The organism is Amycolatopsis sp. lyj-90 (assembly GCF_046549035.1).
GTDB lineage: Bacteria > Actinomycetota > Actinomycetes > Mycobacteriales > Pseudonocardiaceae > Amycolatopsis.
Window position 1 is genome coordinate 198,803 of sequence record NZ_JAJPWP010000007.1, and the last position, 13,335, is coordinate 212,137.

10 protein-coding genes are annotated in these 13,335 nt (G+C 71.9%); 4 read left to right on the forward strand and 6 right to left on the reverse strand.

What is annotated here, in order from left to right; translation table 11 throughout:
* Positions 1 to 2: 2 nt before the first annotated feature.
* The gene (gene eccD / locus ACLJPX_RS27240; protein WP_410602894.1) at positions 3 to 1,385 is read right to left on the reverse strand and encodes a type VII secretion integral membrane protein EccD; all 1,383 of its coding nucleotides are present in this window, start codon (positions 1,383 to 1,385) and stop codon (positions 3 to 5) included.
* A 102-nt stretch (positions 1,386 to 1,487) separates the two neighbouring features.
* On the opposite strand from eccD, the gene ACLJPX_RS27245 reads away from it, so the two are divergent.
* Positions 1,488 to 2,918, forward strand: a complete 1,431-nt coding sequence (locus tag ACLJPX_RS27245) for a serine/threonine protein kinase (RefSeq protein WP_410602896.1) — start codon at positions 1,488 to 1,490, stop codon at positions 2,916 to 2,918.
* A 108-nt stretch (positions 2,919 to 3,026) separates the two neighbouring features.
* Here the strand turns inward: ACLJPX_RS27245 and ACLJPX_RS27250 are convergent, their stop codons facing one another.
* From ACLJPX_RS27250 to ACLJPX_RS27265, 4 genes are read right to left on the reverse strand one after another with little or no spacing between them, the layout of a single operon-like run.
* Complete coding sequence (locus tag ACLJPX_RS27250; protein WP_410602898.1) at positions 3,027 to 5,195, reverse strand: DUF3488 and DUF4129 domain-containing transglutaminase family protein; 2,169 nt, start codon at positions 5,193 to 5,195, stop codon at positions 3,027 to 3,029.
* Positions 5,192 to 6,319, reverse strand: a complete 1,128-nt coding sequence (locus tag ACLJPX_RS27255) for a DUF58 domain-containing protein (RefSeq protein ID WP_410602900.1) — start codon at positions 6,317 to 6,319, stop codon at positions 5,192 to 5,194. The genes ACLJPX_RS27250 and ACLJPX_RS27255 overlap by 4 nt, the downstream gene beginning before the upstream one ends.
* 2 nt (positions 6,320 to 6,321) lie before the next feature.
* Complete coding sequence (locus ACLJPX_RS27260; RefSeq protein WP_184894217.1) at positions 6,322 to 7,275, reverse strand: AAA family ATPase; 954 nt, start codon at positions 7,273 to 7,275, stop codon at positions 6,322 to 6,324.
* A 28-nt stretch (positions 7,276 to 7,303) separates the two neighbouring features.
* A complete protein-coding gene (locus tag ACLJPX_RS27265; RefSeq protein ID WP_410602902.1) occupies positions 7,304 to 9,379 on the reverse strand; it encodes a fibronectin type III domain-containing protein in 2,076 nt (691 codons plus the stop codon).
* Positions 9,380 to 9,508: 129 nt separating this feature from the next.
* On the opposite strand from ACLJPX_RS27265, the gene ACLJPX_RS27270 reads away from it, so the two are divergent.
* On the forward strand, positions 9,509 to 10,816 hold the full coding sequence (locus tag ACLJPX_RS27270; RefSeq protein WP_410602904.1) for a type VII secretion protein EccE: 1,308 nt from the start codon (positions 9,509 to 9,511) through the stop codon (positions 10,814 to 10,816).
* Here the strand turns inward: ACLJPX_RS27270 and ACLJPX_RS27275 are convergent.
* Complete coding sequence (locus ACLJPX_RS27275) at positions 10,809 to 11,285, reverse strand: TspO/MBR family protein (RefSeq protein ID WP_410602906.1); 477 nt, start codon at positions 11,283 to 11,285, stop codon at positions 10,809 to 10,811. The genes ACLJPX_RS27270 and ACLJPX_RS27275 overlap by 8 nt on opposite strands.
* Before the next feature lie 77 nt (positions 11,286 to 11,362).
* On the opposite strand from ACLJPX_RS27275, the gene ACLJPX_RS27280 reads away from it, so the two are divergent.
* Together ACLJPX_RS27280 and ACLJPX_RS27285 are read left to right on the forward strand one after the other, a co-directional pair.
* A complete protein-coding gene (locus tag ACLJPX_RS27280) occupies positions 11,363 to 12,118 on the forward strand; it encodes a nucleotidyltransferase domain-containing protein (protein ID WP_410602908.1) in 756 nt (251 codons plus the stop codon).
* A 758-nt stretch (positions 12,119 to 12,876) separates the two neighbouring features.
* A complete protein-coding gene (locus tag ACLJPX_RS27285) occupies positions 12,877 to 13,308 on the forward strand; it encodes a pyridoxamine 5'-phosphate oxidase family protein (protein ID WP_410602910.1) in 432 nt (143 codons plus the stop codon).
* Positions 13,309 to 13,335 lie beyond the last annotated feature (27 nt).

Below are 13,335 nucleotides of genomic sequence, written 5' to 3' on the forward strand. Positions count from 1 at the left end.
TTTCAGCCCCCCAGTCCGCGCACGTAGCCGTACAGGCCGAGTACCGAGCACGCCACCGGGACGACGGCGATCATCACCAGGATCTCGAAGTACTCGGCGAGCCGTCCGAGATAAGGGTTGGCGGCGCGGGTGCTCAGCACGACACCGGAGGCGATCACGCCCGCAGCCACCGCCAGGGACAACGGCCCGGCCAGGACGAGCAGCAGCGAGCGGTCGGTCATCAGCGGACCCGCCAGCAGGCATCCGGCGCCGAAGATCCCGGTCACCAGTACCGGCAGCCGTTGCCGCAGGATCGGATACAACCTCGCCCGCACCAGGAAACCGGCCGCGAGCAGGGCCACGAGGATGACCGCGGCCTCGCTGTCACTGCGGATCAGCGACAGCTGGCAGTACATGACGACGATCGCCGCGCCGCCCAGCATCCCGGTGAGCAACGCGTCCGCTCTGGCCACGGCGGCGTGCACGAGGGCGAGCGGCGGCTGGGGATCGTCGCGGACGAGGTCCGCGGTCGAGCGCGGCAGCACCGGCATCGGCACCCGGCCGAGCCGCAGCGCCAAGGGCGCGAACGTGGTCGACAGCGCGAGTACCCCGCCGCCGATGACGGCGGCCGACCGGTAGCCCGCCAGGTCGTCGAAGGTGGCCAGCCAGCCGCCGAGCACGCCGAGCACCCCGATGGTGGCCGCCCCGGCGAACAGCTCCGGCGCGGCGGTCACCCCGAGATGCCCGACGACGGCCGCGAGCAGCAGCGCCGCGCTCGCCAGCAGCAGGTGACCGGCGGACAGCGCGCCGATCGGATCGTCGCCCGCCAGCAACAGCCCGCCGCCGGTGAAGGCGAACGGAAGCGCGACAGCGGCCAGGACCGCTCCGGCACCGGCGTCGCGCAGGGCCCGCGCGAGCAGGACGCCCGCGGCGAGCAGCAGCGCGGAAACCGCCAGCGCCCAGAACGCCGGGGACGTCCACGGCGGGCCGGCGCGCAGCACCGCGACCAGGCCGAACATCAGCGCCACCGCACCGGCCGCCAGCCCGGCCCGCCGCGTGTGCCGCGGTCCCCAGGCCTTGCCGGTGCGGCCGGAACCGGTGGCGATCGCGTCCACGAGGTCGTCGTACTCGGGCTCCGGCCATTCGGCGCGGCGCGGCGTCAGATGGAGGATCTCCCCGTCCCGGACCCGGTGCGCGCCCAGCGTCCGGTCCGGATCGAAGGCCGTCCCGTCGGCGCGGCGCAACTGCCAGCCGCCGCCGGCGACCCCGTCGTCGGCCATCCCCTCACCCGCCCGCGCGAGCAGGCCGGGGAGGATTTCGGCGACGGACGCGTGTTCCGGCAGCGCCATGTCGATGCGCCGGTGCGGAGTGGTGATGGTGACCCTGACCAGGCCGGCAGTCTGCATGGGAAAAGGGTGGGCCGGTGACCGGGCCGCCGGGCCGCCGCGGCAGGAACCTGCCGCCGGGAAAGGGCGACGGATCCGGCCTTCTTGCGCGACAATGGGGTCATGAGCATCGAGACAGGCGTCGGCGGACCGAGGCTACTCGCCCAGGGCCCCATCGCCACCGTCTACGCGGGCCGGGATCCCGTGACGGGCAACGATTTCGCGGTCAAGATGTTCCCCGGCTCCTTCGACCGCGAGACCTCTGCGTGGCTCGAGCGCGAACGAAAAGCTCTCGCCACCGTACGGTCGACGCGGTCGGTCCTGCAGATCGACGACGTCCAGTCCTACCCCGACGGCCGGTCCGGTATCCGCCGTGAGGTGTGCCCGGGTTCACTAGCCGGACTGCTGGAATCCGGTGCCCGCCTGGGGGTTTCCGACGTCCTCGCACTCGGCGCCTCGATCGCTTCGGCGCTCGCCGCGGCGCACGGAGCGGACGTCCTGCACGGCGGGGTGACCCCGCACAACGTGCTGTACCGCGCGTCCGGCGAATTCGTGCTCGCCGATTTCGGCGTGGCCCTGCGGCGGCGCTTCCCGCGCGATCCGATGTACGCGGTCGAGTACACCGCGCCGGAAACGCTGCGCGACGACACGCTTTCCCCCGCGTCCGACCTTTATGGACTCGGCGCGGTGCTCTACGCCGCGCTGACCGGCGCGCCGCCTTTCCCCCGGCACACCGGGCAGCAGCCCGGCGAGCGGATCCTCCAGGTGCTACGGGAACCGGTGGCGCCGATCCAGGACGCCGGTGTCCCGAGGGAGCTCTCCGGCACGATCCTCCGGTTGCTGGCCAAGGAACCGGCCGACCGGCCGCAGGACGTCGCGTCACTGGCCCGGCTGTTCACGAAGCTGCGCCTGCCGGGCGGCGAGGTCGTCACCGGCGATTCCCTTGACGCGCAAAGCGAAGAAGAGGACGTCGACGTCGAGTTCGACGACTTCGCCGAAGTCCATCGGTCCACCGCCCCGGTCCGCGCGGCACCCCCCGCGGTCCCGGCGCCGGTCCAGGTGGTGCAGGCGCCGCCCGCGGGCGGCCGCACGCTGATCCGCGAATTCAGCGGACCGCTCAAGACCGAACGCGGGATTCCGCGGCGTCCCGTCGCGCTGGCGGGCGCCGGCTTGCTCGTCGCCGGGATCGCCGTGCTGCCCCTGGTCCTCGGCCCGGCGGAGGTCGGCGGGCAGGCGGTCCCGGTGGCCGCCGCGATCCCGCCGCCGTCTCCCGCTTCCGCTCCTGCTCCGGACGTCAAGCTGGCCCTCGCCCCGCCTCAGGATCAGAGCGATCACGTGCGGCTGACCTGGACCGCGGAAGGTGAACTGGACTTCGTCGTGATCATGGCGGGCGAGCGGCTCGAGACGAAACAGCTCGTCGCCCACCGTCAGCGCGGCCTGGACGTCCCGGTCGACCCGGCGCGGCGGTACTGCTTCCAGCTCAGGGCGACCGACGGCCGTCACGTCTACACCACGGAACCGATCCCGATCCGCGGCGCCCGCTGCAACTCCTGAGGCGGGGCCACGCCTTCCCCAAGTACATGAAGGCCCCCTTCCTGTACCTAGGCGCAAGGAAGGGGGCCTTCACGTACTTCCGGCGACCACCTGGACCCACCACGCCGCTCAAGACCGGCGCGAAGCCTTGATCGGCACCAGGGTCCGCGGCTCGAGTGCCGCCAGCACCCGAGCCGCGAACGGTCTGGTGGCCAGGCCCCGGCGGACCTCGCCGACCTCCTGCCACGCCCGCCGGACGGCGCCGTCGCCCACCGGGACACCGGACCACAGCGTCACGTCCAGCACCTTGGCCAGCCTGGCGACAGGCTCGCGGATCCCTTCTCCGGCGAGTGCTCCCGCCGACTCGGCGAGATCGCGCGGGGTCATCCCGATCCGGAACGGCACGCCGTGCGCGCGCAACCGGTCGCGGATCTCGTCCCAGGCGCCGAGCACCCCTTCCGCACCAGACCGGCGACGCCGCCGCCGGGCACGGACGACCTTCGCCATCGGCACCCCGAAGAGCCACAGGAGTCCGAAAAGGACGATCAGGGCGGCGGCCGCCAGCCACCACCAGCCCGCTCCCACGTCGGCGCTCTGGTCCTCGGCGGCGTCCGGCGGGGTACCCGGCGGAAGCTGCGGCGGCCGAAGTTCCTGCTCGGCGGGCAGCTGGGCCCTCGCCCGGGCGACGGCCTTGCCGGGGCCGCCCTGATCCCGCCCCGCCTTGCCCGCCGTGGCGGTCGGGTCGAGTGCCACCCAGCCCGCCCCGGCGACCGCGACTTCGGGCCACGCCAGGACATCGCGGTTGCGGACGACGTTCATCCCGCCGTCGGTCTCGGCCGAACCGCGGAACCCGACGACCAGCCGTGCCGGGATGCCGCTCATCCGCGCCAGTACCACGTACGCGGTGGCGAACTGCTCGCTCGTGCCCCGTTTGCTCTCCAGCAGGAAGTGCCGCAACTGCGGCCAGCCGTGCCCGGTCGGCAGATCCTCCTTGCCCACCGCGACCTGGTAGTTCGTGCTGAGGAAGCGTTCCAGCTGCAACGCGGTCTGGAACGTCGGGCGCAGACCGCGCACGGCGTCCCTGGCCACCTGCTCGAGTTCGGGGGGCACCGCGCCGAGTCCGCCGAGCCCGCCCGGCGCCCGCGCGTCGACCTCCCCGGAGCCCAGGTCGACGTCGGGTGAGGACCAGCTGAGCCGGTAGTTCCGTTCTGGGCCGGTGGACGCCGAATCCATCATCAAGGTGCCCGCGGACTCGTCCACCAGCGGCGTCAGACCGTCCACACCGGTGAGATCCGGATGGCTCGGCAGCCACGGTCCCGCGAGCCCGCGCACCCGCAGTTCGGCGGAACCACCCGCACCGTCGGGAGCGCCGTCGAGTCCCGCGCCGAGCCGCCGGAGCCGGGAATCGGCCAGCCAGTTCGAGCCGTCGAAACCGTTCAGCACGATCAAACGCCATTGATCGACCGGGGTGTCGCCGCGGTAGCGGAACACCTCCTCGTCCGGCCGGGTGAGCCGCTGGGCGATGTCGTCCAGCGGATTGCCGAGCCTGCTCTTCGGCGGCGGCGCGGCCTGGGTGTCCTTGAGCGTCAGCGGATCGCGTCCGACCGGATCGAGCCCGGCGAGCACGACGGCGCCCGCGACGAGAGCGACCACAGTGGACAGTGCGGGCCAGACCGCCGATCCCGTCACGCGCCACGAGAACCGCGGCCCGCCGGGTGCCCGGACCACCTGCCGGCGGCCCGACCACAGCAGGAGCCCGGCGGGCAGCGCGTACCCCAGCGCCGCCGCCACCGCGCCGATTCCCGTCAACGCCTGGTACGCCTGCGCGAGTCCGGCGACGGCCAGGCTCGGCACGAGCGCCACGAGCGGTTTCTTCAGGCGCAGCACCAGTTCCAGCCCGAGCACGACGGCGATCAGCACCGACAGCGGGACGAACAGCAGCTGTTCGGGAACCGGCCGCGCGGGCCAAGTGGACTGCAGGGTGAGCTGCCAGCCTTCGGTGAGACCACGCGCCACCCCCTGCACAGAGGCCGCGGTGGGAAGGCAGGCGAGCGTGGTCGAAGTCAGCACCGTCTCGATCAGCCCCAGCAGGCCGAGCAGCGCCACGAGCAACGGCCGGTAGGGAACCAGCTTGGGGAACTTCGCCGTCAGCTCCGCGCAGCCGTAGCCGACGAGGACGACCACGAGCACCGGGACGAGCAACGCCTCCCGGCCGAACACCGGAGTGAACAGCAGCCCGGCGACCCCCGTCGCGCCGAGCAGCCCGGCGACCGCGATCCGGTCGAACCCCGCGCTCATGCCTTGCCCGCCAAGGAATTCCACTGGGCCGCGGCACCGGCGGCGTCGACGGCGATGATCAGGCCACCGGAGCCCGCCGACGGCCTGAGATCACCGAGCCGGACCACGGTGTCGGGCAGCCAGCGAGCGGCGTGGCCGAGGTCGGCGTCCGGTCCGGTGATCACGACCAGCACCCCTCCCGGGCGCTGACCGGCGGCCAGGACGGACGGCAGCAGGGGCGCGTCGTCCGCCGCGTCCTGCGTGACGAGCGCGAGTTCGTCCAGCAAGGTCCTCGCCGCGCGCACGCCGCTGTCGGTCAGGGTGTCCGCGCCCGTGGCGGTGATCAGGCGGCAGTGCTGTCCCGCCGACGCCGACGCGTAACACAGCGAGGCCGCCACCTCGACGGCCTCCTCGAAGACGGCGGGGCTCATCGACGAGCGCCGCGTGTCGAGCACGGCGGTGAACCGCGGCTGGGCCGGATCGGCGTACTCACGCACCATGAGCCGCCCGGTCCGGGCGGTCGCCTTCCAGTGCAGATGCCGGACCTCGTCGCCGATCACGTACTCCCGCACCGCGCGCAGATCCGCCGAACCGCGCAGCGGCGGATCGGTGATCGGGCCTTCGTGGTGATGCCGCGGATGGCCCGCCTGCGCGGCGCGCACCGCGTGCCGCCGCGGATGCACCCACAGCCAGGCGGTCCCGCCGACGGTCTGTTCGCCGCGGGCGAGGTCGAACAGATCCGGCCGGTGCACCACGAGCGGCCCGACCCGCAGTTTCCCGCGTGTCGTCGTCGGGAGTTCGTAGTGGTAAGTGGCTTCCGCGCCGGGGGCGAGCGGGCGGACGCGCAGGCGGTGCGTTTCGGTCCCGATCCCGTCCCCCGCGGCGAAACCACCGTGTTTGCGCGAAGCGGTGTTGCGCACGACGAGCGAGGCCAGTGCGGGCTTCCCGCGTTCGACCCGGTCCGGCCGGACCGTGCGGCCGATCTCCACCTTCGGCCGGAACCTGGTGGTGGCCAAGGCGATCAGCACCGCGGCCGCCGCGATACCGGCGAACGCGCGGAAGAACGGGTACCCGCCGAATTCGCCGAGCGCGTAGAACCCGGCGGCGAAGACGAGCACGATGACGCCGCGGCGAGTGAGCCGCACGCCTACCTCCCCATCGCGGCCATGGGCGCGGCCGTCGCGCCCAGGAGTTCGTCGACGATGTCGGCGGTCCGCCGCTGGTTGAGTTCCGCGTCGGGGGTCAGCACCAGACGGTGGTCCAGCACCGGATGCGCGACGTCCTTGACGTCGTCCGGCGTGACGAAGTCGCGGCCGAAGGTGGCGGCGAGCCCTTGTGCCGCGCGGATCAGCGCGATGCTGCCCCGGGGGCTCGCGCCGTAGCGGACATCAGGATGCGACCGGCTCGCCGCGGCCAGCCGGACGGCGTAGTTGACGATCTCCGGAGCCAGATGGGACTTCCGGACCTCGTCGATCACCTGCTGGACGTCGGCGATGCTCAGCACCGGCTTCAGTTCGTCCGGGGTCACCCCCGCGCAGTCCCCCATCACCACCCGCATCTCGGATTCCAGATCCGGGTAGCCGACGGAAATGCGCATGAGGAACCGGTCCAGCTGCGCTTCGGGCAGCCGGTAGGTGCCCTCCAGTTCGATCGGGTTCTGCGTGGCCACCACGAGGAACGGCCGCGGCACCGCCTGGCCGACCGAATCGACGGTCACCCGGCGCTCGGCCATCACCTCCAGCAGCGCGGCCTGCGTCTTCGGCGTCCCCCGGTTGATCTCGTCCGCCAGCACCACGTTGGCGAAGATCCCGCCGGGGTGGAACTGGAAGCGCTCGGTGTTCTGGTGGTAGACCATCACGCCGGTGATGTCGCCGGGCAGCAGGTCGGGAGTGAACTGGATCCGGCTCCACCGGCCGCCGATGCTGGCGGCGAGACAGCGCGCGATCGTCGTCTTCCCGACGCCGGGGACGTCCTCCATCAGCAGGTGCCCTTCGGCGAACAGCGCCGCCACGGTGAGCCGGACGACCTCCGGTTTGCCGCGCACCACCGATTGCACGTTCTCGGCGATCTGCTCGAAGGCGACCCTGGGTGTGAGCGTCACGGAACTTCCTCGTCCTTTCGTCGGCCGGTCACGACGGCACACCTCGCCAGGTGTCCGTGGCGGTGCCCGCCGAGGTCTTGATGGATGCGTCGATCGTGATGGCGCCGAGCCAGGAGACCTCCGAGATGACCAAGGTCGTCGCCCCGGAACAGGCCACCGGCTTGGTCTTGGTGAAGAACTCCGCCTGACAGGTCCCTGGAGCGCCCTTCCCGTCGGCGATCACGGAAACGAACAGCTTGTTGCCCTCGCCCCGCACCTGGGTGATGGTGATCGTCGGCGGCCCCGAAGCCACCGGCACGGTGACCTTCCGGCTGCCCGCGGCCCCGGTGAGCGCGGCGCCCGAACCGAATTTCGTCACCGCGCGGACCGTGATGGTGATGGCGCCCTTGACCCCGGTGAATTCCGTGGACCTGGCCGAAAGCTTGCGCTCGCCCTGGCCCGTCGCGCTCACCAGGTAGTGCACCAGCGTGCCGCCGCGGAGGTCGGGCTGGGTCCAGCTCACCGAGACCTTCCCGTCGGCACCGGCGTTCGCGGTGACGACCGGGGCGGTGGCGGGCCGCGACGCCGGACCCGGGACGACGGCCTTGGCACTGGCGCCCGCCCCGACGCCCGCCGAATTCTCCGCGACGACGGTGATCACGTACGGGGTTCCGTTCTTCAGCCCGGAAACGGTGGCCCCCCGTGCCGACCCGCCGACCCGGGTGGAACCGCCGGACCAGGTCAGCCGGTAGCCGGTGACCCGCGCGCCGTTGTCGGCGGCCGGGCTCCACGAGACCTTGATCGAGCCGTCCCCCGAGGTCGCGCCCACGTTCCTCGGCGCGCCGGGCGGGGTCGCCTTCGCCACCGGCGGAACCGGCTTCTGCGTGTTCGGCGGCGCCTGCTGGTGTTGCTGCGGTTGCTGCGGTTGTTGCTGCTGCGGCGGGGGTTCGTTACCGGACGGCGGTTCCGGGGTGGCCGACGGCGCTCCCGCGGTCTGGCTGCTGGCCGCCTTGTCGACATCGACGTCGAGCACCGTGCCGTCCTCGCCGTTGACGACCAGGACGTGCGAGCCGTCGGAGCTGTCGACGTAGATCCGGTTGTCCTCGCCCTTGGCCAGCCTCGCCGCCGCGGCCTGGCCCGGCACCTTCACCGTGGACTTGAGCTTGCCCGCCATGTCGTAGGTCAGGACTTCCCCGCGGGTTTCGTCGACCATGGCGAAGACGTTCGACGAGGAGACCGGGCCGTTGAACCGGCTGCCCTTGGTCAGCTCGACCGAAATCGGCTTCGCGGACGGGCGGTCCTGGTCGAGACCGCTGATGTCGATGAGGTGGAGCTGGTTGCGCTCCGGGTCGGCGATGGCCAGCCGGTCGCCGACGGCGCTGGTGGCCACCTGGGCCGACGGCGAGAGCTTGATGCCGAGGGGAAGGGCTTCGCCGAGCCCGTCGAGGCCGACCCGGTGGAGGCTGTCGCCGGTGGTGTCGAGCACGACCGGCCGGTCACCCACCAGTGTGAGCCCGCCGCCGTGCGACGGCGGGAGATGCGCGGTGCAGGTCAGGACAGCCGCGCCCTTGGGCAGCTCGCAGATCGAGCCGTTGTCGACGCGGTGCACCCACACCGTGCCCTCGACGGTCGCGACCGGCCGGGACAGTGGCCCCCCTGCGGGCACTGTCGCGGTCGGATCGCCGAGGCGCACGACCTGACCGGCGTTGCGGTAGACCAGGTACGGCCCTCCCATGACCTCCATCACGAACGGGGTCTCCGGCGCGGGCGGCGGCTTGGACTCGTCCACGCTCAAGGTCGCCTTGTCGAACTCCGTGATGCGGTTCCGCTCGACGACGTAGCCCGAGTCGTCCCCCTGCACGACCTGGCTGCCGCTTTCGGCGCCGGGCACGTTCGCGCGCGCGTCCACGCGGTTCGTCGAGCCGTCGACGTGGAACGCCGACTGGGCGGCGTCGTTGTAGACCCAGTGGCCGACCTGGACGAATTCCAGCGCCGCCGGGGTGGACGCCTGTCCGCTCACGGCCAGGCCGACCAGCGCCAGGCAGCCCGCGACCACCAGCGCCACGGCCATCCGGGTCCTGGCCACCACGCTGAACCGCTTCGTGCTCCGCTCGTCGGTGTTCACGCGATCAAGCTAGAGAGCGACCATGAAATTTCGATGAAACAGCCTGTCGGCGGACCTGCCGGGCCGTGTCATCGAAACCTCATGTTCGCCGGGGACGCTGAGGCGCACACGGCTTGAGGAGGCAGGACGATGACCGATCTCGGCGCGGCCAGGACGGGCGAGCGGTACCAGGCTCCGCCCCCGCCGCTTCCCCGGGCGGCGCCGGCCGTACCGCGGGCGGAGGCCCTGCCCGGCCCGCTCGCCTACGCGGCGCCGGACGCGAGGGCCGCCGCACGTGAGGCCGCGCTGGCCGCGTTGAGCGCCGCACGCCAGGCGGAACAACGACCGCGGTGGTCCGCGACGGCGCCCGTTCCCGCTCCGGTGCCCGGGCCGCCGCGGCCGGATCCGGTGGCACCCGCTTCGGGACGGCGTCCCCGCCGGATCGGTGTCCTGCAGATCGTCTGCTGGCAGCTCGTAGTCGTCGCGCTCGTCCTGGTGGCGGGACGGCCGTGGCCGCTGGCGGCCGCCGTGGTCACCGCGGCCGTGGTGACCGTCGCGCTGACCGCCGTCCGGGTTCGCGGGCGCTGGCTCTACGAATGGCTCGGTTCGGCGTCGGGATACCTGACCCGCGACCGCGACCGGGATCTCCGGAACGCGGGCGAGGCGGGCCGGGCGCTGCTGAGCCTGCTGTCCCCGGAAGCGGCGGGGACCACCGGCGAGATCGGCGGCGAGACGGTGTTCATGGTCAGCCGCGCCGACGGGATCACCGCTGTACTGCAACCGAAATCGGCCGCGCGAGAGCGGCCGATGCCGTCACCGCTGACGTTGCTGCCACCGTCGCGGGAACAGGCTCTGGACGTCGCCGCGCAGGTCATCCAGCATGTCGGCGCGGACCGCTCGCGGCCGCCGCGCGGCTGGGTCGCGCTGCAGGCGTTGCGCACCGTCGACGTCCACCACGACGCCGACGTGCGGCAGGCGCTCGGGAACACGGTCCGGCGGGTGCGGCGGCAACTCCGCCGCGACGGCCTGCCCGTGCGGTCGCTCGCCGAAAACGAGGTCCTCGGCGCGCTCGCGTCGCTGGCGCATGTCACCGCGGGCCGGGCACGCATCCGGGAGGAATGGCGGTTCTGGCACAGCGGCCCGATCTGCCAGGCGACCTTCCGCCTCGAAGGCTGGGACGCGTTGTCACCGGCGCTCGCGGCGGACCTTTCGCGCCGCCTGCTCGCCGCCGCGCCCCGCGCCGCGGTGACGCTCGCCGTGACCGCGCGCCGCGGCGCCACCGAGACCGAACCCCGGGTCAGCGCGGCGATCCGGGTCGCCGCCACGGGGGCTCAAGCGGTCGAGCACGCGGTGCGGGATCTGGAACTCGCCGTCCGCCGGGGCGGGCTCACCCTGGACCGGCTCGACGGCAGGCACGCCAAGGGAGTGGCCGCCACGCTGCCGATCGGGGTCAGTTGAGCACGACGATCGCGACGTTGAGCGCCGTCGCGTACAACGTCCAGGCGAGGTACGGCAGCAGCAACGCGGCCGAAACCCGGGAAGAGCGGCGGAAGTACAGCGCGGTGACGACGATGGCGACGTCGAGCAGCACGATGTCGGCCAGGGCGAGGCCGTACGCGCCCGCCGCGAAGAACAGCGGAGTCCAAGCGGCGTTCAGGACCAGTTGCACCGCGTACCAGACCAGCGCCCGTCGCTCGCCGCCGGATTTCCAGTACAGCCAGCCCGCCACCGCGATCCCGATGTACAGGACCGTCCACACCGGACCGAACAGCCAGGCGGGCGGCGCGAACGGCGGCAGTTCCAGTCCACTGTAGACAGATCGGGCGTTGCTCGCGGCCAGCCCGCCCACGAGCGCCGCCACCGCGACGGCGGCCAGAAACGGAAGTAACGCCAGCGGCGCGCGGAGCCGTCCCGGGATCGTGGTCATGTGTCGAGCGTAAGGCCGCGAGCAGGCTCTCGCGCGCTCAAAAACCGGTCGCGTTCGCCCGTAAGATCGATTACGCCATGAACGACGAAACCTTCCTCGCCCACGTCGCCGACAGCCTGGCCGCGCTGCCGTCCGTGCACGCCGTCACCCTCGGCGGGTCACGCGCCCAGAACACGCACGATCCCGGTAGCGACTGGGATTTCGCCGTCTACTACCGCGGCGGCTTCGATCCGGCGGACCTGCGCGCCGTCGGCTGGGACGGCGAAGTGTCCGAGATCGGCGCCTGGGGCGGCGGCGTCTTCAACGGCGGTGCCTGGCTCACGATCGACGGCAGGCAGGCCGACGTCCACTACCGCGACCTCGACGTCGTCGAACACCATCTCGCCGAAGCACGGGAGGGCCGGTTCCACTGGGAGCCGTTGATGTTCCACCTCGCGGGCATCCCGAGCTACCTGGTCGTCGCCGAACTCGCCGTCAACCGGGTGCTGCGCGGCGACCTGCCGCGGCCGGAGTACCCGGAAGCGTTGCGGGAGACGGCTCCGCCGATGTGGCGGGGCCGCGCGGAACTGACCCTGCGCTACGCCCGGGGCGCCTACGTCTCACGCGGCGCGGCCACGGAGGTCGCGGGCGCGCTGGCCACCGCCGCCATGGAGACGGCGCACGCGGTGCTGGCGGCGCGTGGCGAGTGGGTCACCAACGAGAAACGGCTGCTGCGGCGGGCGGGATTGCGCGAGATCGACGCGATCGTCGCCGGTCTGCGGCCGGATCCCGGCGTTCTCGCCAAGGCGCTGGACGAGGCGGACGCGCTGTTTCTCGCCGCTGTGGAGGGATAGGGCGAGGGTGACGGGTGGGTCGGGTCGGTCGTGAGTGGCGTGGCCGAGCCTCTGCGATGAAGGCTCCCTTCGCTGGCTTCAAGGCTGGGAGGTGGCCTTCGCGGCGTGGTTCTGGACCGGTCGGCGAGCGCCAGTCGTTCCTCGAGCGTCTACGGGGGGACTCCCAGACGGCTGAATGTCCGTTTGATGGCTAGATGTTCGGTTTTCGAGGAGGTCGTGAGTGGCAAAGAGGGTTAGAGCGGACCGGTATTTGGCTACCTGTGCGTGACCAGGGCGAAGGTGTGGTGCGGTAGTCGAAGGGGGTCGGTCCGGTCTTGGAGCTCGATGGCACCGGAATCTCACCGCGGCAGGTTCGAGCGTGGAGGATTTGGGACGTTCAACGTCCTGAATCCTCCACGCTCGGCTGGGGTGGCGGCTCACGCGTGTGTCGGGCGTTGACGATGAAGGATTTGGGACGTTGAGTGTCCCGATTCCTTCATTGTCGAGGGGTCGCTCCGGTCTTGGTACTTGATCGACGGAGGATCGGGGACACTCAACGTCTCCGATCCTCCGTTGATCAAGACCGTGCCACCCCGCAATCTCGCGGACGGCAGGAGCCAGTGGGCAGGCGAATACGGGTCCACCAGAACCCGCTTTGCCACTCACGACCCCCGAGACCAGGCACACCACCGTTGCCCTTTTCGCCACTAAGTAGCCAAAATCGCCCGATAGGATGGTCGAATTTGGCGGCCCGGCGCCGCCGGGTTCTAGTTGTCGCCATGTCCACGACCGATGTCTCCGCCCTCGCGCGGACCACACTGGCGGCGCACCAGTCGCTGTACCTCGCCACCGCCGGCGAGTCCGGCCCCTGGGTGAACGGCGTGTTCTTCGCCGAATCCGACCTGTTCACCCTCGTCCTCGTCCTCGAACGACGGGGGCGCACCCTGGCCGCCATCCGGAGCAACCCGGTGGCCTCGGTCATCGTCTCCACCGGCTCGCCCGCCGACCCGTTCCTCCAGGCGATGGTCCGCGCCGAGATCCTGGACGGCGACCGGGCCCAGACCGCCCGCGACCTGCTCGTGGCGAAGGTCCCCTACGTCGCGCCGTTCCTGGACACGCCCATCGAGACCGTCCAGCTGACCGTGGACTCCTGGCGCGTCACCGACATCCCCAACGGAATGCTGCCGGGCAAGGACCTCGCGGCCGTCTGACCCCTGTGGCACGCGTCACGGAATGAG